This window comes from Streptococcus panodentis (assembly GCF_017884005.1).
Taxonomy (GTDB): domain Bacteria; phylum Bacillota; class Bacilli; order Lactobacillales; family Streptococcaceae; genus Streptococcus; species Streptococcus panodentis.
In genome coordinates, this window is record NZ_QFAY01000001.1 from 222,781 (window position 1) to 244,344 (window position 21,564).

Sequence of the window (21,564 nt, forward strand, 5' to 3'; positions counted from 1 at the left end):
CTTTATTTCCCTTGTCAGACTAGAGTTTATCACGCTTTTTTGGTATAATGTTTCTTATGGAAATTGAAAAAACAAACCGAATGAATGCTCTCTTTGAGTTTTATGCGGCACTTCTGACCGACAAGCAGATGAACTATATCGAGCTCTACTATGCAGACGACTACAGTCTCGCTGAGATTGCTGAGGAGTTCGGTGTCAGCCGTCAGGCCGTCTATGACAATATCAAGCGGACAGAGAAGATTCTGGAAGACTATGAGAAAAAGCTGCACATGTACTCAGACTACATCGTCAGAAGCCAGATATTGGACCAGATGGCAGAGAAATATCCGGACGACAGCTATCTGCAGGAGCAGCTTTCTATCCTGTCCAGCATTGACAATCGGGAGTAACCTTGGAGAAACAAGTCAAATACAAAGGAATGCCCTGCTGGCTGTTAGAGGCTGAAGAACCTTTTCCTGCCAGAGTGCAGCTCATCTCCCCGGACGATCTTTCTAAAGCGATACAGGAAGGCTTTAGCTGCTGGGGATACCCAAATGAGATCATGAAAGAAGTCTCTGCTGAGGAATATAATTGTTTAGCTTGTTTTGGACGATTTCCACTGAATTGAATGAAATAGAAACTAGGAGAACTAAAAATGGCATTTGAAAGTTTAACAGAACGTTTACAGAACGTCTTTAAAAACCTGCGCAAAAAGGGAAAAATCTCAGAGAGTGATGTTCAGGAGGCGACCAAAGAGATCCGCCTGGCCCTCTTAGAAGCCGACGTTGCCCTGCCGGTGGTCAAGGACTTCATCAAGAAAGTCCGCGAACGGGCAGTCGGACATGAGGTCATCGATACGCTCAATCCAGCCCAACAGATTATCAAGATTGTCGATGAAGAGCTGACAGCCGTCTTGGGCTCTGATACGGCTGAGATAAGCAAGTCACCAAAAATCCCGACCATTATCATGATGGTTGGTCTGCAGGGTGCTGGTAAGACCACCTTTGCCGGCAAGCTGGCCAATAAGCTCAAGAAAGAAGAAAATGCCCGTCCCTTGATGATTGCGGCCGATATTTACCGGCCGGCAGCCATCGACCAGCTGAAGACACTGGGTCAGCAGATTGAGGTACCGGTCTTTGCTCTGGGCACGGAAGTTCCGGCAGTGGAGATTGTCCGTCAAGGTCTGGAGCAGGCCAAGGCCAACCACAATGACTATGTGCTGATTGATACGGCCGGCCGTCTGCAGATTGACGAAAAGCTCATGCAGGAGCTGTCAGATGTCAAAGCGCTGGCTAATCCAAATGAAATCCTGCTGGTTGTTGATGCCATGATTGGTCAGGAAGCAGCCAATGTTGCCCGTGAATTTAACAGCCAGCTGGAAGTGACCGGGGTCATCCTGACCAAGATTGACGGCGACACCCGCGGCGGTGCAGCCCTGTCTGTCCGCCACATCACTGGTAAGCCAATCAAGTTTACCGGTACGGGTGAAAAAATCACGGATATCGAAACCTTCCACCCTGATCGCATGTCCAGCCGGATCCTGGGCATGGGAGACATGCTGACCCTGATCGAAAAAGCCTCTCAGGAATACGATGAGAAAAAATCGCTTGAAATGGCTGAAAAGATGCGGGAAAACACCTTTGATTTCAATGATTTCATCGACCAGCTGGATCAGGTGCAGAACATGGGGCCTATGGAGGACCTGCTGAAAATGCTGCCAGGTATGGCTAATAATCCTGCCCTCAAAAATATCAAAGTGGATGAGAAAGAAATTGCCCGCAAACGTGCTATCGTATCCTCTATGACACCGGCTGAGCGTGAAAATCCTGACTTGCTGAGTCCCAGCCGTCGCCGTCGGATTGCCAATGGTTCAGGTAACAGCTTTGTTGATGTCAATAAGTTTATCAAAGACTTCAATCAAGCTAAGCAGATGATGCAGGGCGTTCTGTCAGGCGATATGAGCAAGATGATGAAGCAAATGGGGCTCAATCCAAACAATATGCCTAAGAACATGCCTGGTGGCGGAGGGATGCCCGACATGTCAGCTCTGGAAGGCATGATGGGCCAAGGCGGTATGCCAGATATGTCAGGCTTAGGAGGAGCCGGCATGCCGGATATGAGCCAAATGTTCGGCGGCGGCCTCAAAGGCAAGGCCGGCGAATTCATGATGCGTCGCAGCATGAACAAAATGGCCAAGCAGATGAAAAAGAACAAGAAGAAGCGGAAGAAGTAGAAACAAAAAAACAGTCGCATAAGAAGTCTATGCGGCTTGTTTTTGGAGATAGTTATAATGAACCATTTTTTTACTCGGTTAATCAGCATTCTCGTTAAAACATACCAAAAATTGCTCAACAAACTCCCTTCCCACCCCATCAGTCAGCTGCCTGCCAGCAAGGTCAAAATACGCCCGATTATCATGATCCCAGGCAGTTCGGCGACGGAGAATCGCTTTAATCGGATGGTGAACAAGCTCAACCGCCGTCAGCATCCGCATCACAGCCTGATTCGCATCAAGGTCTGGAATGACGGCCGCATGACCTACAGAGGCCATCTGCACCGGAAGGACAAGGCCCCCATTTTTGTGATTGGCTTTCAGAATAATCGCGACGGTTATGAAAATATCAAGAAGCAGGCCGCAATGTTTGATGCTGTCTTGACTGTCTTGCTAGAGAAGTATTCTTTTAACAGCTTTAAGGCGCTGGGGCATTCTAACGGTGGTCTAATTTATACAGTATTCCTGCAGCAATATCTGGCAAACCATTCTGGGCTAGAGATGGAAAAGCTTCTGACTATTGGCAGTCCTTATAATCTGAACAAGAAAAATCTCAATCATCGAGTTGCGATGCTAGATGACTTTGTATCTAACCAAGGAAAACTGCCCAAGAAACTGCAGCATTTGTCGATTTTGGGAATCTTTTTCCGAGATGGTGACGGAATTGTCCATAGAAGCAGTGTAGAGGCCGGAAGCTTGATTTATAAAGGAAAGATTGCTTCACACAGAGAGGTCGTCATCGCAGGCAAGGACGCTCACCATTCCTCCCTGCCGCAAAATGAACAGGTAGTTGATTTGATGAGGGAGTTTTTGTTGTAATAATAAAGATAAACTTAAACCAATATAATTTTACATAATTTAAATTCGGTAAAAAACTTCAGAAACAATACTCAAGAATTATCTGTGAGGTAAAAATTTAGATTAAGAAAGGCAATAAAACAATGAAAATGGTAGAGATTCTTCATAGGTATATGGTGACTTCGATCTGATAAATGAAAGAAAAATGGAATGAAGACTATGAAAGCATTTTGATTAAGCCAAAGGATGATCAAGAATATAAAAGATACCGTTTGGCAAAGAAAACACCCCAAAAAGAAGGTTGCTTTACAGTCTTTTGGAAAAAAGACCAAGACAAGAAGAACATCCCTTATACCGATGAGGACTTGGGCGATTCTTGTGATAGACGGCTGTCATTGCAGATTATTTATGATTCCTAAAGAAGGTGGCTATCAGTAAAAAAATTCTCTCTACAAAGAATTGTAAAGGGAAGATGGTTATGTGCTTTTATCCGCCCTGTTGCACAAATTTAAATAAACAGCTCGGGCAACACAAAAATGGCAACTGGATTATTTTCAAAAAATCGAATGAGAAGAATGAGTTTTAGGTAAAACAAGACGAGTTTAATTTCTCAATTCTGTCTTGTTTTACCTATCTATTTTGCGATAAAGTTAGATTATATAGGCCCCTCTATCATCTTTCCGAAAAACTATAATTTTCTTGAAAAATAAATTTAGATATGCTATACTAGTGCTATAGAAAAACGGAGAAAAAAGATGAAACGTGAACTGCTCTTAGAACGGATTGAGAAACTGAAAGCCATCATGCCCTGGTATGTGCTGGAGTATTATCAGTCCAAGCTGGCTGTGCCTTACAGCTTTACGACTCTTTATGAATATCTGAAAGAATACGATCGTTTTTTCAGCTGGGTCTTGGAATCTGGGATTGCTGATGCCCCGCAGATTGCGGAGATTCCCCTCTCGGTATTGGAAAAAATGACTAAGAAAGACATGGAGTCCTTTATCCTCTATCTGCGGGAGCGGCCGCTGCTCAATGCCAATACGACTCAAAACGGTGTTTCTCAGACGACCATCAACCGGACTCTTTCCGCCCTGTCCAGCCTCTATAAGTATCTGACCGAGGAGGTGGAAAACGATCAGGGCGAGCCTTACTTTTACCGCAATGTCATGAAAAAGGTTGCCACTAAGAAGAAAAAAGAAACACTGGCGGCCCGGGCGGAGAATATCAAGCAGAAACTCTTTTTGGGCGATGAAACAGAAGGTTTTCTCCACTACATTGATACCGAATACCCTAAAAATCTTTCCAATCGTGCTCTCTCCTCCTTCAATAAGAACAAGGAACGGGATTTGGCGCTCATTGCCCTGCTGCTGGCTTCGGGGGTCCGGCTGTCTGAAGCGGTCAATCTAGACTTGAAAGACATCAATCTCAGGATGATGATCATCGAAGTGACCAGAAAAGGCGGAAAGCGTGACTCTGTCAATGTTGCTGCTTTTGCCAAGCCCTATCTGGAAGCTTATCTGGAGATTCGGACCAAGCGTTACAAGGCAGAAAAGAAAGACACAGCCCTCTTTCTGACGGAATACCGCGGACTGGCAAATCGCATCGACGCCTCCAGTGTCGAAAAAATGGTGGCCAAATATTCAGAGGATTTCAAAGTGCGGGTGACACCGCACAAACTCCGCCACACGCTGGCCACGCGGCTTTATGACGCGACCAAGTCACAAGTCCTGGTCAGCCACCAGCTGGGGCACGCCAGCACTCAGGTAACGGACCTCTATACCCATATTGTCAATGACGAGCAAAAAAATGCTCTGGACAATCTATAGTTTACATAATTAAAAATATGTATCAACTGCGCAATCAAAACGGCAGTAAATCAAAAGAGCGAGACAATGCTGCATGCTTGTTTTCGCTCTTTTTTAATGATTTCTATAAAAACTCAATCCAATAATTTCGATAGGGCTCGATAATCAGCGGCTTGCGCCAAAAACGCTTGAGGTGCTCCAGATTGGCTGCTGTGACCGGACGGTTCTTAGCATTGTACTGTTCAGCACTTTCTCTGGTCAGGAAGCATTTGACTGCTTCATAGCTGCCGTCTGCTGTCTCCCGCTTCAGTCCTTCAAAGCTGATTTGATCCCCGGGCTGCGGACTGTCGGTAAAGAGATTGCCAATAAAATAGACGGTTTTGCTCTTCATCAGATCGTAGGCCTTGATATTTTCTATCCGGTTATTGGCCGCTGCATACATGATGCAAAAGCTATCGATCAGGTCTTTCAAAGGCAGCAAATCTTCCTTGGAAACAAAAACATCCACCATATACAGTCCGCCGATAACCAAATTTTGGAAAGAAGGTTGCTGGATGACATTGTCCAGCGCCATACCCAGCGGCACTTCCAAAGCTTGGCAGCCGGCTGCTTCAAAGTCTGCTTTCTTTTTCTCGTAGTCTTCAGCAGATATGCTGATGTACAGGTTATCCGGATGAGGAGATGGTTTTTTCTTGAGAAAAACAATCACTGTGCGATCCAACTGCTCAAACAAACCAAGGCTTTCTACTGGAACTTTCTGCATCAAGGCACCTCTTTCTCTGATTCCCTATCATTCTATCATATCTAACTGATAAAGCATAGAAAAAAACAGCTCGTCAAGGAAACGTAAGAATGTTGTTGAATTGCAATAGTTTGCCTTAAAACCCCAAACTCGATGAGTCTGGGGTTCCTTGTCTTATCCTACAACCGCTTCGGCGATTTCTTCTCTGCTGATACCGGCAAAGTAACGGCTGATATCAATCGTTTCCAATGCTTTGAGTACATCTTCCCGCTCGTATTTGACTCCGCGCAGCACATCTTCTACTGCTGCTACATCTTCGATTCCGAAGAAGTCTCCATAAATTTTAATGTCCTGAATCTTAGACTCGACGACATTGGCAAAGATTTCCACCTTGCCGCTGGTGAACTTGGTTCCGCGACGGACATTGTATTCCGGCGATTTGCCGTAATTCCAGTCCCAAGTGCCGAACTTGCTCTCTTTTATCCGGTTGATTTCCGCCAATTCCTGTTCAGAAAAGACGTATTCCGTCATTTGCGGATATTCTTTCTTCATATAGTCCAGGAGCAGATCGCGGAATTCCTCGACCGTGATTTTCTCAGGCAGCTCATCGACAATATTGGTGACCCGGGCCCGGACAGACTTGACGCCTTTGGACTCAAATTTGTCCTTGGAGACCTGAAGAGCATTGGCGAGGACAGACAGATCCACATCAAAGAGCAGACAGCCATGGTGCATGATACGGCCGTTGATATAGGCCTGTGCATTGCCGCAGAACTTCTTGCCGTCAATTTCCAAGTCGTTCCGGCCGGTAAATTCTGCTTTGACTCCCAGCTCTTCCAGCGTTTTGATGACTGGTACCGAGAAACTCTTAAAATCAAAAGCCTTGTCTTCGCTTTCTTTGGAAATGATGGTGTAGTTGAGGTTGTTCAGGTCATGATAAACAGCCCCGCCGCCGCTGATACGGCGGACAACTTCAATGCCATGCTCGCGGACATAGTCGCGGTTGATTTCCTGAACGGTATTCTGATGGCGGCCCACGATAATGGATGGTTTATTGATCCAAAGCAGGAAAATCATATCCTCATCAAGGAGATGCTTAAAAGCATACTCCTCCAGAGCGATATTATAGGCAGTCTCATTGCTGTTGTTGACAATGTATTTCATAGCATCTTACCTTTTATTTTTTCTTAGGTGAGTGAACAGCCAGTCCCAATACATCTGCAAAAGCTTCATACATGACTTCTGAGAAGGTTGGGTGACCATGGATGGTCTTGAGCATTTCCTCAACTGTGATTTCCATTTCGATGATGGTTGAAGCTTCATTGATCAGCTCTGCCGCTGCAGGACCGATGATATGCACACCTAGCACTTCGCCGTATTTCTTGTCGGCGATAACTTTGACAAAGCCTTGAGCCGCATCAGATGCGATGGCACGGCCATTGGCAGCAAAGTTGAATTTACCGATTGCGACATCATACTTCTCACGCGCCTGCTCTTCTGTCAGGCCAACAGCTGCGACTTCCGGCAGAGTATAGATAGCTGCCGGGGTCAGGTTGAGCTTGGCCACATGGTGGTTGCCCTTGAGAGCATTTTCTGCAGCAACTTCTCCCATACGGAAGGCTGCATGGGCCAGCATCTTGGTGCCGTTGATGTCACCCGGCGCATAAATGCCGGGAACGGATGTTTCCATGTATTCATTGACCTTGATGCGGCCGCGGTCCAGCTCAAACTCAACATCGCCAATCCCTTCAAGATCTGGTACCCGTCCGATAGACAGCAGGGCTTTATCAGCGACAATATCGTCCTTGCCTGCCACCTTAATCCGGAGTTTGCCATTTTCTTCAATGATTTCTTCCAGCTTGGTATCTGTCAGGATGGTCATTCCTTTGCGCTCCAGGATGAGGCGAAGGTTCTTAGACACTTCTGCATCCATCGCCGGAACAATCCGATCCATCATTTCAATGACCGTTACTTTTGAGCCAAAGGTCATAAAGGCCTGTCCCAGCTCAATACCGACAACGCCGCCGCCGATGATGACCAGATTTTCCGGAACTTCATTCATTTCCAGAATATCATCACTGGTCATGACAAGCGGTGACTCCATGCCGGGAACGTTGATCTTGCTGACTTTGGATCCGCCGGCCAAGATGATTTTCTTGGTTTCCAGCAGTTCAGAGCCGTTGACCAGGACATTCTTATCCTTGGTAATGGTACCGATCCCCTTATGCACATCGACACCGTAGCTGCGAAGCAGACCAGCGACACCGCCGACCAGTGTATTGACAACCTTGTTCTTAGTTTCCAGAACCTTGTCCATGTCCACTGTAAAGCTTGGGTTTTCAATGATAATACCACGGTTGGCTGCATGCCCCAGACTTTCGATAATTTCGGCATTGTGCAGGTAGGTCTTAGTCGGGATACAGCCGCGGTTGAGGCAGGTGCCGCCCAGCTCAGATTTTTCAACCAGAGCAATCTTACCGCCGATTTGCGCTGCCTTAATCGCTGCTACATAGCCTGCAGGACCGCCGCCAATCACCACGATGTCATAGGCATCGTCACTCTTATCATCATCCGTGCTGGCTGCAGCTGCCGCAGGAGCCGCAGGCGCTTGAGCAGGCGCTGAACCGCTGGCACTTGGGATGTTTTCTCCCTCTTCTCCTAGGTAGCCGATCACTTCCGTTACAGGGACAGTTTCGCCATCGCCCTTGAGAATGGCAATCAGGTAGCCGTCTTCTTCGGCTTCCAGTTCCATGCTGACCTTGTCGGTCATGATTTCCAGAAGGATTTCCCCTTCTTTGACAAATTCGCCGACTTTTTTATTCCATTGGACAATCTGCCCTTCGGTCATATCAACTCCGGCTTTTGGCATAATTACTTCTAAGGCCATTTTTTCTTTCCTTTTCTCTTTTGAATCTTATTTTGCAAGCTCTTTGATTTTTGTCCTGCTGCAATACCGTAAAATTCATTCCAGCAGGCGGTCTAAAGGCTAAATCAACATTGAAATCGGATCTTCAATCAAGGCTTTCAAGTCTTTCATGAACTTAGCTCCAGCCATACCGTCTACCACTCGGTGGTCAATGGTCAGGCCGAGACTCATTATCGGACGGATCACAATTTCGCCATTTAGGACAACCGGCTTTTCAACTGTTGAGCTGACTCCCAGAATAGCTGAGTTAGGCTGATTGATAATCGGACCAAAAGACTGAACGCCAAACATTCCCAGATTACTAATAGTAAAGGTGGAGTTTTGCAGCTCGCTCGGTGCCAATTTGCCATCCAAAGTACGGCCAATCACATCCTTGAAAGCTACGACCAGCTGGGACAGACTCATCTTCTCTGCATTGTAGACCACCGGCGTCATCAGGCCGTTGTCCATACCGACTGCCATGGCCAAGTTGACATAGTGATGCGTGACAATCGTTTTTCCTTCGTCGGTTAAAGAAGCATTGATGTAAGGATGCTTCATCAGCGTCTTCACCACAGCCAGTGACAAGAGGTCGGTCACGGTAACTTTTTTGCCAGTTTCTTCCATGATAGGCTCCAGCACTTTCTTGCGCAGAGCCAGCAACTCTGTCATATCCACTTCGTAGTTGAGGGTGAAGGTCGGTGCTGTCAGGTAGGACTCCACCATACGCTGAGCAATGACCTTGCGCATCGGCGTCATTGGAATCCGCTCAATTTCACCGTATGGAGTGACATTGTCTGGCACTTCTTCGGCTTTTTCAATGTGAGCCGGCGATTTAATGGTATCGCTGTCGACATTCTCAGGCAGGAAGGCCAGAACATCTTTTTTCATAATCTTGCCGCGGTGTCCAGTTCCCTGAATTTCCTGCCAAGCGATATTATGCTCCTCGGCAATGCGTTTTGCAAGTGGTGAAATACGCACCACATTTGTATCTTTGTAAATTTCCACGTCTTCTTTGTGGACACGACCGTTTGCGCCTGAGCCAGAAACATCGTAGAGGTTGATTCCCAAATCATCCGCTAACTTTCTGGCCGCAGGAGTCGCTCTTAGCTTGTCATCAGCCATGACCTCTCCTGTTCTAAATTATGATACTAAGCCCGTTAAGAGCTCTCAGCAAAAATAGGACATCTGCCGACGGAGCGACTGCTCCTAGAAGGATGTATCTTTTTTGCCCAGAGCTTAGGGCGTGTTCGATTATGATACTAAGGGCGTTAAAAAGTCAAAGTGAAAATAGGAAACGTGACTCAGAAGCGTCTGCTTCTAGGAAAGTTTATCTTTTTCACACTGACTTTAGCCCGAGTTCGAATATGATACTAAGGGCGTTAAAAAAGCGACCGAAAAATAGGAAATCAACGTAGGCTTCGATGAAGCCAAGGTGATTTATCTTTTTTCCGAGCTTTTAGCCCGAGTTCAAATACATGATACTAAGGACACAGAACGCACGGAAAAATAGAAATTAGCCATGTGTTCAATGAACACGAGTAAATCTATTTTTTCACAGCGTTCCGTTCGAATTCTGTTTTATTTTTGCATAAAGAGAATTAGGTGAAACGACTTCAAGAAAGCCCTTTCTTTATTATACCTTATTCTTTGTGATAAGTCTTGCGAATAGCGTCTTTGATGCTTTCTACGGTCGGAATCATGGCATTTTCCAGATTCTGAGCGTAAGGCATGGGAACATCTTCGCCTGCACAGCGGCGGATTGGTGCATCCAGATAGTCAAAGGCTTCAGACTCAGAGATAATTGCTGAAATTTCACCGATATAACCGCTGGTTTTATGAGCATCATTGACCAGAACGACCTTGCCTGTCTTTTTGACAGAGCTGATGATAATGTCCTTATCAAGCGGCACCAGAGTACGTGGATCCACCACTTCTACAGAGATGCCTTCTTCTGCCAATTCTTCTGCTGCCTGCATAACCCGGCGCAGCATTTTTCCATAGGTGACAACCGTTACATCCGTGCCTTCTTTCTTGATTTCACCGACACCGAGCGGAATGGTGTAATCCGGATCCAACGGCACTTCCCCTTTCTGATTGAACTCAGACTTGTATTCCAAGATAATCACGGGGTTGTTATCGCGGATAGAAGACTTGAGCAGCCCTTTCATATCAGCCGGTGTTCCCGGTGCTACGACCTTAAGCCCTGGGATATGGGTAAACCAAGACTCCAAAGACTGGGAGTGCTGAGCGGCTGAGCCGACCCCATTGCCGGCAGCACAGCGGATAGTCATAGGGACCTGTCCCTTGCCGCCAAACATGTAGCGGGTCTTGGCCGCTTGGTTGACAATCGCGTCCATGGCGATGACAGAAAAGTCCATAAAAGTCATATCAACGATTGGACGCAGGCCGGTCATGGCTGCTCCGGCTGCTGCTCCTGAAATAGCAGCTTCCGAAATCGGACAGTCCCGCACGCGCTCAGGTCCAAATTCCTCCAGCATACCAACGGATGTCCCGAAGTCTCCTCCGAAAACTCCGACATCTTCACCCATTAAGAGTACATTTTCATCGCGGCGCATTTCCTCAGACATAGCAAGGATAATGGTGTCGCGGAATGACATATTTTTAGTTTCCATTTTTACCAATCTCCTCTCTGTTAGTCTGCGTAAATATCTTCAAAGGCCGATTCGAGCGGCGGGAATGGGCTTTCTTCAGCAAATTTGACAGAAGCTTCTACCGCTTCTTTTACTTGAGCCTGAATGCTTTCCAGTTCTTCGTCTGTTGCAATCTTGTTTTCAACCAAGTATTTACGAAGATTTTCGATTGGATCTTTCTTTTTCCACTCGTCCACTTCTTCACGGGTCCGGTATTTGCCTGGGTCAGATGAGGAATGCCCCAGCCAGCGGTAGGTCACACTTTCGATTAAGACAGGGCCTTTGCCGCTGCGCACATGCTCCACAGCCTTTTGGAAGCCTTCATAAACATCCAAAACATTATTGCCATCTGGAATAAACATGCCCGGGATGCCATAGGCGGCGCTGCGTTCATGGATATGCTCCACATTGGTCATTTTCTTGATGTCGGCAGAAATACCGTAGCCGTTATTGATGCAGTAGAAAATCACCGGCAGTTTCCAGATAGAGGCCATATTGACCGCTTCATGGAAAACACCTTCGTTGGTCGCGCCGTCCCCAAAGAAGCAGACAACGATTTTGCCGGTCTTGTGCATCTGCTGGGTCAGGGCTGCTCCGACAGCAATCCCCATACCGCCTCCTACAATACCGTTGGCACCGAGGTTCCCGGCATCCAGATCAGCGATGTGCATAGAGCCGCCTTTCCCTTTACAGGTTCCGGTGTATTTGCCAAGGATTTCGGCCATCATTTCATTCAGATTGATTCCCTTAGCGATAGCCTGTCCGTGGCCGCGGTGGTTTGAAGTCAGCAAATCATCTTCATTCAGGGCCAGCATTGCACCCACGCTGGCTGCTTCTTCACCGACCGAGAAGTGCGTCATGCCGGGCACTTTCCCCTTTTTTACAAGCTGAGCAATTTTTAAGTCCATGCGACGGATTTCTTCCATCTTACGGAACATCTCTAATAAAAGATTTTTATCTAAAGTGGACATGTTTTTGCCTTTCTAAGCATAAATTCTATAATCTCATTCTATCGAATCCTGTAAGCCCTGTCAAAACTTATGCTCATAGGTTTTTCACAAAGAAAAACCAGTCTATCCTTTGAATAAACTGGTTTCCGGAGTCAAAACAGAAATTTCACAAACTTCTTTGTGCTAGAGTAGTTTTTTGAATATCAAATCTGTTATAGGAAAGTACAAATAAGGAGCACCGCTCTCAGAGCCGTTTCGCAGAGAGACCTGCTTGCTTAAAAGACCGATTTGCCCCATTTCAATTTTACATGCACCTGCCCGTCAAGTCTGAACTCGGTCAGAGCATTCGAAAGCCAAGCAGGCAGCTCTCCGCCATTCTGGCACTTCGCAGCTTCAAGACCTCTTCTGCTCCCAAACGCTGAGAGTGATGCTCTTCGACAATCACAAGCAGCTCTCAGTCATATCAGCTTCGTTCGATTTTGATTTTCATTGAGTATTAATCTGCTTTTTTGCCAAAATCAGCAATCATTTCCTCTAGCTGCTCCCGGCTTGGCGTCGTCAGCATATAGAGATAGTCGCCTTGGAGTTCGGCAAAGGCAGCCGGCATGGTTTTCTTGACCTTGAAGTTGTCGCGGTATTTTTCCAGCAGCTCTTCTTCGGAATAAACATAATGGGAGCTGCTCCTGCGGGAGGTCGCCAGACAGAAAAGAGGGGCCATATGAGCTTGTGGGAAGGGCTGGCCTGCTACCACAGCCGCATAGCCTTTGTAAAGATCAATCGAATGCGCATAGTTGTAAACATCGATGGTGAAGCCGCCAGCCGGCCGATTATTGTATTCGATAGCGATATAGTCATTGCCCTCACGGAAAAATTCGATATGGAAAAAACGCTCCTTCATGCCAAAGGCCTTGACAATGGCTTCTCCATACTGACGGAGCTTGGGATCCATGTCTTTGAGGACATAGTAGGAATTGTCCATCTTATAAAGCATGAGATCCAGCGGTGTATGGGCATAGTCAAAGGTCGTTGAAAAGACAATATTCCCCTGACTGTCGGTCAGGCCGTCAAAGGTACAGATTTCACCGGACTGGACAAACTTTTCAAAGAAATAAACCGTTTCGTGATCCCATTCCTGCTTAAAGCGCTCCACATCTTCAGCATTTTCCAGCTTAAAGGTCGCTGCTGCTCCCACTCCGTTATCCGGCTTGGCAATGAGCGGCAGACCGATCTTCTTGACTGCCAAATCCGCTCCGGCTAAGGTTTTGACAACCTGACCGGGGACAACCGGAACTCCTGCCTTCTTAAAGAGTTTTTTCATCTCGGACTTGTACTTGGTCTTCTTCAAATCCTTAGGCTTGGCACCGAAAACATTGAACTGCTCACGCAGAACCGCATCCTGCTCCAGCCAAAATTCATTCTGCGATTCAATACGGTCAATAGGGCCGTGCTTATAAAAGAGAAAGGCCACCGCCTTCTTGACTTCGTCCAGATTTTCCAGATTTTCCACCCGGAAATACTCGGTCAGAGCATCCTTCAAAGGCTGATCCAGCTGGTCATAAGGCTCCTGGCCAATCCCCAGAACGGTCATGCCTTGATTGGCCAGCTCCACGGTAAACTGCTGGAAATTCTGCGGATAATAGGGAGAAATAACGATGTAATTCATAAGGGACCTCCATTAAAGATTCAGTTCACTCAGGAAGTAAGGCATCTGTCTGCGCCACCAAATCCAGTCGTGGGACACATCCTGCCCCCATTCAGCAAACCAGGCCGGCAGATTTTTATGCTCAAAAGCTTCTTTGAGTGTGTAGAAAGACGGCAGACCGTCCTGTTCCCAGTCACCCAGGCCGGTACAGATAATGACATCCGCCTGCCGGTAACGGTCGATAAACCAGCCGTCATTCTGATTCCAGATATAGTCAGCCGGAGAATTTTGATAGATAACTTCATCATTGAGATTGTCGCCGACAAAGAAACGGGCATCATAAACGCCGCTCAGGGCAATGACCTTGCTGAAAACATCGGGATGCTGCAGGAAGAAATTGACCGCATGATAGGCTCCCATAGAGCAGCCGGTCGTCATCATCGGATCAAACCAGCCGGTCTTATGCTTGATAAACGGAATGGCTTCCTCAATCACATAACGCTCATAGGCCCGGTGCATCTCTGCCCGGTCATGGGGGTGCTTCCAGTCAGCCAGCCAGCTCTCGCTGTCCACGCTGCTGAGGGTGAAAAACTGGACCTTGCCGGTCTCGATAAACCAAGAACAGGCCTCAATCATGCCAAAATCAGCATATTCATTGTGGCTGCCGCCTGATGATGCAAAGACCACAACCGGAATCCCGGCATGCCCATAACGGTTGATATACATTTCACGGCCCAGATTCCCGCTCCAATGACTTAAATATTCTACATGCATTTTCTTGCTCCTTGTATCTATTTCAATGACCACTTCTCACTGATAAAACGCAGACAGCCGGGCAGATTTTCAGCCCAGGCAATTTCGTTGTGGACAGCTCCGGACTGAATCCTGATAAAGAGATTCTCCAAGTCCACACCCGATAGGATCAGCTGCCGAAAATAGCTCAGTGAGGAGTCGATATAGGCCTGCTTGATATTGCCGGCCATCAATGTTCTGTCGGTATCATCTGCTTCTTCGGTACCCACATAGATATAAATCCGCTGGTCGCTATGCAGTTTCTTGCGCTCCAGATAGCGGTCAAAAGCTTCCTGATGCAGCCAGTTGGCCGATGAGAAAATCCCCAGACAGCCGATTTGGTCCTGGTATTCAACCCCCATGAACTGGCTGATATTCCCTCCCAGAGACGAGCCAATCATAGCTGTATGCAGCCGGTCCGACTTGGTCCGATAGTGCTGATCGATGAAGGGCTTGACAACCTCCATGACAAACTCTGCATACTCAGTGCCCTTACCGCCGAACTGCATACCGGGGATGTTGGACTCCTGATACTTCCAAGCCGAATATTCATTCATCCGCTGCAAGCCGTCGTTGTCAATTGCTACGACAATCATTTTTTCAATATCGGGATTGCGTTTGATAGCAGGAATGACTTTCCAAGAATGGCCGCTGAAAGACTCCTTGCTGTAGAGAACATTCTGACCGTCATGAAAATAAACGACAGGATAAGACTGCTTCGTGTCCTGGGCATAATTCTTAGGAAGCAAAACCCGAACACGCCGTTTTTGCTTGGTATAAGGAACGACTAACTCATGTGTTTTCATTTCAAGATAAAAATAGGATTTATTCATTTTCAGAAAACTTTCTATTTTCAAAATTTTTATTTATTATACCATAAATATATAAAAAAAGTTAGGAATTTCCTAACTTTTTGATGATTTTTATTAGATAATGATAGAAAATAGATTAATTATCCAAATAAGGCTGTAAATCCTGCAAGGCGCGCTCAGCAATTTTCTCATAGCGCTCCTTCTTGTCACGAATCCGAGGGCCATCTAGCTCTTTGATAATGCCAAAATTGACATTCATAGGTTGGAAATGCTTGCTGTCGGCGTGGGTGACATAGTGGGGGAGGCTGCCGATGGCGGTCGTCTCAGGGAAAACGAGGGCCTCCTGCTTCCTAAAGAGCCGGGCTGCATTGATACCGGCTACCAAGCCTGATGCTGCAGATTCAACATAGCCCTCTACTCCAGTCATCTGACCGGCAAAGAAGAGATGGGGCTGTTTCTTGGACCGGAATGTCTGATCCAGCAGATTTGGAGAGTCCATGTAGGAATTGCGGTGCATGACCCCATAGCGGACAAACTCAGCTTTCTCCAGTCCCGGAATCATCTGAAAAACCCGCTTCTGCTCACCCCATTTGAGGTGGGTCTGAAAGCCGACGATATTATAAAGACTGCCGGCTGCATTATCCTGGCGCAGCTGAACCACCGCGTAAGGGGTCTTGAAATCCCCGTCCCGAGGTCCCTTATAATCCTCCGGATATTCCAGACCGACCGGCTTCATAGGCCCGTAAAGCATGGTTTTAATGCCACGTTTGGCCATAACTTCAATAGGCATGCAGCCTTCAAAGTATTTTTCTTTTTCAAAGGAATTGAGTGGTGCTTCCTCAGCATTGACCAAAGCATCATGGAAATTCATAAATTCTTGTTTGGTCATCGGCGCATTAAGGTAGGCTGCTTCCCCCTTATCATAGCGGGATTTGAGATAGACCTTGCTCATATCAATGGTATGGACATCAATAATTGGCGCTGCTGCGTCGTAGAAATAAAAACCGTCGCCTCCATTGAGCGCGTGGATTTTCTCAGCCAAAGCATCGCTGGTCAAAGGTCCGGTAGCGATGACCGTAATGGCGTCGGCTGGAATCTCTGTGATTTCTTCCCGAATGACCTCGATCAGCGGATGCTTGCTGACTGCTTCGGTCACTGTCTGCGCAAAGCCCTCCCGGTCCACTGCCAGCGCACCTCCGGCCGGCACCCGGGTCGCCTCTGCCGCCTTCATGATGACCGAGTCCAACCGTCTCATTTCTTCTTTTAGTAGGCCAACTGCATTGGTCAGCGCATCTCCTCGCAAAGAGTTAGAGCAGACCAGTTCTGCAAAGTCCGCAGTTTTGTGTTGAGGTGTCGACTTAACACCCCGCATTTCATAGAGTTTGACTGGGATTCCACGCTTGGCAATCTGGTAAGCCGCTTCACTGCCAGCCAGACCAGCACCAATAACATTGATATAGGATGATGACATGATACTCTCCCTTGGATATTTCTAGATTTTCACTCTGACCATTATAACAAAAAGATAGTAAAAAAGACAGACAGGAGGATTCCTGAATGTCTTTCCAAAATTATTCTTTATCAAAACTGAATGTCTTCCAATTCAGTTTGCTTCCATATTTTATACTAAAACGTACTTCAGTATTCTTAGGTAGTTTTTCTATTTGAAGTATTTGAGCAAGCAAGTATTCAAAATCAGAATCAGTCCAATTGTCAATATCTTCATTAGTTACTTGTAGGTTTTGTTTTCGTACATGTTCTATATCAACGTCTATATCAATACTAAAAGTCGAACGATTGTCAGCAACTCTTTTTAAGAGTATATCGCGATTACGAGCAAGCACATCTTCATCTAGTTTGTCTACCCTACTTAGGTCTAAGTCCTTGATTAACGGAGTTAATTCTTTGACATCTGTCTTCAAAATTGCCTCTCTTTTTTCTTGCTCTTCAAGATAAGTTTCTGGGTTGCCACTATATTCTTCTTGTGGCACCAAAGAATAACTTGAGTCAAAGGAGTCCAATTCAATTGAGTTTTTAATATAAAGCTGTCTAATCATATCTTCGCTCAAAAATGTAGAAGTCAAGCTATCACTTTGAAGCAACCTATTGTATGCTTCTTCAAGTCTATCATAATTGTCATCGCCAGAAACATACTCCATTTCTAAACGATAGACTTTTTTCTTTGCCAAACCAAAGAAAATTTCCTTATCAACTTCTTTAAGTCTCGGATTATATCTGAGGACTGGAGTTTTCTGAACATACTCACTTTCAAAATCCACATAGACATCAACAAATTTTTTGTTTCCTTCAACAAAAATCGGAAATCCCTGATAACCAAAAGTATCAGCTGTCGAGTATCCTTCTGCTTCTAGTCCTGCAGCTTCTATCACGGAACTAATATTTGATATAGCCGTACTACTTAAATCATGATCTACACTGTTGTTGCATGCTGACAAAATAAATAATGCGAGAATAGAAAACAGCACACTAATTATTTTCTTAATCACTTTGCTTTTAACATCTCCTCTAAGTAAGCAATCTTAGCAAAATCCTTATCATTGTTATTTTCATTTCGGTAAGAATCTTGGGAAGAGGCACGGTAGATAGCTAAAAATTGCTCCGCAGTTGGCAGTAGAAAGCGGACTCCTTCCACTTCTCTCTGTTCTAACTTCTCCAGCGGCACACCTGAAAATGCCTCCAAGGTTTCCATGGCCCCGAATTCAATAGATAAGCCTTCTTTTTGAAATTCATGCTCGTGCAGATCGACTAAGCGATAGCCCAAACGCTCCATCATAGGCTCAATCTTATCCATATCATAAATACGTTCTTCATCTGGTGCTTCCCATCCACGTTCATCACCATGAACATGAATATCAATATCACGCGCCTGCCAGTCCTGACCAGTAACCTGCTCCAGCCCCAAGGAGCCCATTAGCAGTGGAACAATTCCCATCTTGTTCAGTTGAGACGCGATTTTTAGAAATTCTGCAAATTTATCTGTCATAAAACTGCACCTCTTCTTCAGGAGAAAATATTTTACGTAATATAAATTATGTAAAAAACAGTTATTTCACTTTTTCTTCTTCGTAATCTCCATTGCTGCAGACCACCTGCTTGCCGCCGCCGCGGACTTTTTTCTCTACCAAGTAATGGTCGCACTTGGGACAGTTGCGGCCGACCGGTTTATCCCAAGAGGTGAAATCACAGTCAGGATACCGATTGCAGCCATAAAAGAGGCGATTGCGTTTGGTCTTGCGCTCAATAACCTGCCCTTTCTGACACTGGGGACAGGTCACACCGATTTCCTTGACAATAGCCTGAGTATGGCGGCAGTCTGGGAAGTTGCTGCAGGCATAGAACTTACCGTAGCGCCCCAGCTTAATAACCATAGGGCTGCCACAGACTTCACAGTCAAATCCGGCCGGTTCGTCCTTGATCTGGATTTTCTCCATTTCGGTCTCAGCTTTGGTCACTTCCTTTTCAAAAGGTTTGTAAAATTCATCAATGACCTTCTGCCACTGCTCTTTTCCAACCTCGACATCGTCTAGCTTACTTTCCATTTCAGCCGTAAATTTGACATTGACGATACCTGGGAAAAAGTCGACAATCAGTGAATTGACGATTTCCCCAAGCTCTGTCGGCTCAAAGCGCTTGGAAACCAGCTTGACATAATAGCGTTTCTGAATCGTCTCGATGGTCGGTGCATAGGTGGATGGCCGGCCAACACCGTTTTCTTCCAAGGTCTTAATCAGCGTCGCTTCCGAATAGCGGGCAGGCGGCTGGGTAAAGTGCTGTTCTGGATTGGTGTTAATCCGCTTAACCGCGTCCCCTTTCTCCATTTCCGGCAGCATCTTGTTTTTGTCCGAATCATTGTAAATCGCCAAGTAGCCGTCAAACTTGACCTGACTGCCGTTGGCTGCAAACTGAACACCGTTTTGGCCCAGTTTGACATTCATGGTATCAAAGACAGCTGCCGTCATCTGGCTGGCCACAAAGCGGTTCCAGATCAGGGTATACAGCTTCAGCTGGTCCTTGTCCAAATACTTAGCGATGCTCTCCGGTGTATTGAAAACACTGGACGGGCGGATAGCTTCGTGGGCATCCTGCGCTCCAGAAGCGTTACGGACCTTGCTCCCATGCTTAGAATACTTGGCCCCAAAGCGCTCCGTGATAAAACCTGCCGCCTCATTTTGAGCCACCGGACTGATACGAGTAGAGTCCGTCCGCATGTAAGTAATCAACCCCTGCACACCAGAACCGATATTGATTCCCTCATAGAGCTGCTGAGCCACCATCATGGTCTTGCGGGTCCGGAAATTAATCTTATTAGCCGCATCCTGCTGCATAGACGAAGTTGTATAAGGAAGCGGAGCATTGCGCTTGCGTTCCTTCTTCTCCACGCTTTCGACTGTGAAATCATCGCCCTTGATATGAGACAGCACTTCCTTGACCTGATCATTATCGCTCAGTTTCATCTTCTTGCCGTTCATGCCATAGAAGCTGGCCTGAAACTGGCGGCTGCCTTTCTTAAAGGTTCCGTCAATCGTCCAATATTCCTCCGGCTGAAAGGCATTGATTTCATTTTCCCGGTCGATAATCAGCTTGAGGGCCACAGACTGCACCCGGCCGGCAGACAGACCTTTCTTGACCTTTTTCCAGAGGATAGGAGAAATGGAATAACCGACCAAACGATCCAAAACCCGGCGGGCCTGCTGGGCATCCACCAAGTCCATGTCAATCTGACGCGGTTCTTTAAAGGCATTTTTGACCGCCTCCTTGGTGATTTCGTTGAAGACAACGCGGTTTTTTTCTTTCTCATCCAGATTGAGGATGTGGGCCAGATGCCAGGAAATAGCCTCTCCCTCACGGTCCGGGTCACTGGCCAGAAAGACTTGCTTGGCTTTTTTGGCCTCTTTTTTCAAATCATTAATCAAAGGACCTTTGCCGCGGATATTGATATACTGCGGCTCATAGTTATTGTCAAAATCAATGGACATAGTGGACTTTTTCAGGTCGCGGATATGTCCGACACTGGCCAGCACCTTATAGTTGCGACCCAGATATTTTTCTATTGTTTTTGCCTTGGCAGGCGATTCCACAATGACAAGATTTTTCTTGACAGCGGATTTTTTCTTCGTTTTTGTTACCAATCTATTCACCTTCTAAAAGAAATAAAATCTCATAGAGTTTAAACTATTTTTGGATAGATGTCAACTAGTAACTTTTCTTATAGGAAAACTCCTTTTAAAAATCAAACTCAGAAAGAACGTCAGACCCTGATGTGATAAGCTTTGCGCCCTCCTGAATCAAATGATGGCAGCCGTCCGATTTTCCATCCAGAATAGAGCCCGGAAGGGCAAAGACATCCCGCCCTTCCTCCATGGCCCGCTCGCAGGTGATGAGACTGCCGGACCGCAGCTTAGCTTCTGCTACAATGACACCGCGGCAAAGCCCGGCAATGATGCGGTTGCGCTCTGGAAAATGGAATTTCAAAGGCTGCTCACCTGGCCCGTACTCAGTCAGAAGCAGATGATTTTTCCCTATATAGGTCTGCAGTTTTTTGTTGGCCTTGGGATAAAAAACGTCCAGACCCGTCCCGATAACAGCGATAGTCCTGCCACCGTTCTGCAGGGCCGCCATATGAGCCGCTGTATCAATGCCGCGCGCAAGTCCGCTGACAATCACCAGTTCATTGTCCAGCTCTGTGATTATCTTCTGTACAGCTGCATTGCCCTGTCTGCTGCTGTCGCGGCTGCCCACCACCGCTGCCTTGGGCAGTTCCAGCAGATCCAGATTTCCCTGATAAAAAAGCAGGGTCGGCGCATCATAAATCTCGCACAAATCCCAGGGATAAACATCATCCAGGATGGAAAAGGACGGAAAAAGCTCAAAATCTTCCTTCAAAGCAGGCAGATCCAGCCGTTTGTACTTCTCCATAAAGAGTGCTGGATTGCGGCACTCGGAAACCACTGCTTTATCCCGCAGAGACAGCTCCTTATCCCTGCTTTCAGCATATCTGAGCACATTTAAGACCTGATGGTTGGTTAAGCCGGCCTTTTTCATCTTGTAAATTTCAAAATTATTCATTTTCTCACCTCACCCTATTTATTCGCAAAAAATGGCAGAAAATAAAAAAAGGCGGTGGGACAGAACTAAATTTTTAAAAATTTAGTTCCCTTCACTCTTTTGTTTCTAAGCTCAGGCTGAAAAGGT

At 46.4% G+C, this 21,564-nt stretch carries 19 protein-coding genes and 1 pseudogene; 6 read left to right on the forward strand and 14 right to left on the reverse strand.

The features are described 5' to 3' along the window. The first annotated feature begins 56 nt into the window (after positions 1-56). The 6 genes and pseudogenes from DHL47_RS00930 (at position 57) to xerS (ending at position 4,875) form a co-directional block, all read left to right on the forward strand. A complete protein-coding gene (locus DHL47_RS00930; RefSeq protein ID WP_245335499.1) occupies positions 57-389 on the forward strand; it encodes a putative DNA-binding protein in 333 nt (110 codons plus the stop codon). A 2-nt stretch (positions 390-391) separates the two neighbouring features. Continuing rightward, positions 392-607, forward strand: a complete 216-nt coding sequence (locus tag DHL47_RS00935) for a 2-oxoglutarate:acceptor oxidoreductase (RefSeq protein WP_209550580.1) — start codon at positions 392-394, stop codon at positions 605-607. 27 nt (positions 608-634) lie between these two features. Further along, entirely contained in the window at positions 635-2,212 is a 1,578-nt protein-coding gene (gene ffh / locus DHL47_RS00940) for a signal recognition particle protein (protein ID WP_209550581.1), read from the forward strand. A 57-nt stretch (positions 2,213-2,269) separates the two neighbouring features. Then, positions 2,270-3,070 (forward strand): alpha/beta hydrolase, encoded by an 801-nt coding sequence (locus tag DHL47_RS00945; RefSeq protein ID WP_209550582.1) that lies wholly within the window; start codon positions 2,270-2,272, stop codon positions 3,068-3,070. Between the two features lie 122 nt (positions 3,071-3,192). Continuing rightward, a pseudogene (locus tag DHL47_RS00950) lies at positions 3,193-3,619 on the forward strand (MepB family protein). 185 nt (positions 3,620-3,804) lie between these two features. After that, complete coding sequence (gene xerS, locus DHL47_RS00955; RefSeq protein WP_209550583.1) at positions 3,805-4,875, forward strand: tyrosine recombinase XerS; 1,071 nt, start codon at positions 3,805-3,807, stop codon at positions 4,873-4,875. Positions 4,876-4,978: 103 nt separating this feature from the next. Here xerS and DHL47_RS00960 read toward each other — a convergent pair whose 3' ends face one another. The 14 genes from DHL47_RS00960 to dprA form a co-directional block, all read right to left on the reverse strand. Then, complete coding sequence (locus DHL47_RS00960) at positions 4,979-5,617, reverse strand: hypothetical protein (protein WP_209550584.1); 639 nt, start codon at positions 5,615-5,617, stop codon at positions 4,979-4,981. A 153-nt stretch (positions 5,618-5,770) separates the two neighbouring features. Continuing rightward, positions 5,771-6,760: a lipoate--protein ligase gene (locus DHL47_RS00965; RefSeq protein ID WP_128837643.1), complete on the reverse strand. Its 990-nt coding sequence runs from the start codon at positions 6,758-6,760 to the stop codon at positions 5,771-5,773. A 13-nt stretch (positions 6,761-6,773) separates the two neighbouring features. Continuing rightward, positions 6,774-8,483, reverse strand: coding sequence for a dihydrolipoyl dehydrogenase (gene lpdA / locus DHL47_RS00970; RefSeq protein WP_209550585.1), 1,710 nt, complete (start codon positions 8,481-8,483; stop codon positions 6,774-6,776). Between the two features lie 99 nt (positions 8,484-8,582). Further along, complete coding sequence (locus tag DHL47_RS00975) at positions 8,583-9,626, reverse strand: dihydrolipoamide acetyltransferase (RefSeq protein ID WP_209550586.1); 1,044 nt, start codon at positions 9,624-9,626, stop codon at positions 8,583-8,585. 518 nt (positions 9,627-10,144) lie between these two features. Next, on the reverse strand, positions 10,145-11,137 hold the full coding sequence (locus DHL47_RS00980; protein ID WP_209550587.1) for an alpha-ketoacid dehydrogenase subunit beta: 993 nt from the start codon (positions 11,135-11,137) through the stop codon (positions 10,145-10,147). 20 nt (positions 11,138-11,157) lie between these two features. Next, positions 11,158-12,126, reverse strand: coding sequence for a thiamine pyrophosphate-dependent dehydrogenase E1 component subunit alpha (locus DHL47_RS00985; RefSeq protein ID WP_209550588.1), 969 nt, complete (start codon positions 12,124-12,126; stop codon positions 11,158-11,160). Between the two features lie 475 nt (positions 12,127-12,601). Next, complete coding sequence (locus DHL47_RS00990) at positions 12,602-13,768, reverse strand: ATP-grasp domain-containing protein (RefSeq protein ID WP_209550589.1); 1,167 nt, start codon at positions 13,766-13,768, stop codon at positions 12,602-12,604. A gap of 12 nt (positions 13,769-13,780) precedes the next feature. Continuing rightward, the gene (locus DHL47_RS00995; protein WP_209550590.1) at positions 13,781-14,521 is read right to left on the reverse strand and encodes an esterase family protein; all 741 of its coding nucleotides are present in this window, start codon (positions 14,519-14,521) and stop codon (positions 13,781-13,783) included. A gap of 17 nt (positions 14,522-14,538) precedes the next feature. Next, positions 14,539-15,372: an alpha/beta hydrolase gene (locus tag DHL47_RS01000; RefSeq protein ID WP_209550591.1), complete on the reverse strand. Its 834-nt coding sequence runs from the start codon at positions 15,370-15,372 to the stop codon at positions 14,539-14,541. Positions 15,373-15,487: 115 nt separating this feature from the next. After that, positions 15,488-16,822 carry a methylenetetrahydrofolate--tRNA-(uracil(54)-C(5))-methyltransferase (FADH(2)-oxidizing) TrmFO gene (trmFO, locus tag DHL47_RS01005; RefSeq protein WP_209550592.1) on the reverse strand — a complete coding sequence of 445 codons (1,335 nt, stop codon included), beginning with the start codon at positions 16,820-16,822 and terminating at the stop codon, positions 15,488-15,490. Positions 16,823-16,922: 100 nt separating this feature from the next. Beyond that, entirely contained in the window at positions 16,923-17,858 is a 936-nt protein-coding gene (locus tag DHL47_RS01010) for a hypothetical protein (RefSeq protein ID WP_209550593.1), read from the reverse strand. Continuing rightward, positions 17,855-18,355 carry a phosphoribosylanthranilate isomerase gene (locus DHL47_RS01015; protein ID WP_209550594.1) on the reverse strand — a complete coding sequence of 167 codons (501 nt, stop codon included), beginning with the start codon at positions 18,353-18,355 and terminating at the stop codon, positions 17,855-17,857. The genes DHL47_RS01010 and DHL47_RS01015 overlap by 4 nt, the downstream gene beginning before the upstream one ends. A 61-nt stretch (positions 18,356-18,416) precedes the next feature. After that, positions 18,417-20,510, reverse strand: coding sequence for a type I DNA topoisomerase (topA, locus tag DHL47_RS01020; protein WP_128837654.1), 2,094 nt, complete (start codon positions 20,508-20,510; stop codon positions 18,417-18,419). A gap of 85 nt (positions 20,511-20,595) precedes the next feature. Next, positions 20,596-21,438 carry a DNA-processing protein DprA gene (dprA, locus tag DHL47_RS01025; RefSeq protein ID WP_209550595.1) on the reverse strand — a complete coding sequence of 281 codons (843 nt, stop codon included), beginning with the start codon at positions 21,436-21,438 and terminating at the stop codon, positions 20,596-20,598. Between the last annotated feature and the right edge of the window lie 126 nt (positions 21,439-21,564).